The sequence below is a fragment of the Pseudomonas sp. NCIMB 10586 genome (genome assembly GCF_023127895.1).
GTDB lineage: Bacteria > Pseudomonadota > Gammaproteobacteria > Pseudomonadales > Pseudomonadaceae > Aquipseudomonas > Aquipseudomonas synxantha_A.
The window spans coordinates 136,938-137,193 of the sequence record NZ_SPKQ01000044.1 but is presented as its reverse complement, the minus strand read 5'-3'; the positions used below and the strand labels follow the sequence as shown (position 1 = coordinate 137,193).

The 256-nt window shown below is 64.1% G+C and carries 1 protein-coding gene; it reads right to left on the bottom strand.

What is annotated here, in order from left to right; all coding sequences use genetic code 11:
• Positions 1-256: hypothetical protein (locus E4P01_RS20030; RefSeq protein ID WP_248130118.1), on the bottom strand; the 256-nt coding region annotated here is incomplete at both ends.

Here is a 256-nt window from a genome sequence, read left to right as displayed (position 1 = left end):
ACACTGGGCAGCCGTTGGTGACCGTCTTGTCCGCTGGCGCCGCCGCATCTCCTTTTGGATTCGACGCCACGACAGGCACATCATCGACGTGTTCCTGACGGACCAACACGGTCTGTCGGGTCTTGTTGCGAACCACCGGCACCGGGTTCGAAACCAGCGTGTCGCCGGCCTTCAACGGCACCACCGGCACGGCCTTGACCGGCGTCGCCGAACTGCTCAGCAACACAGGCTTGGCGGCCTCAACATGCGTGTCCAG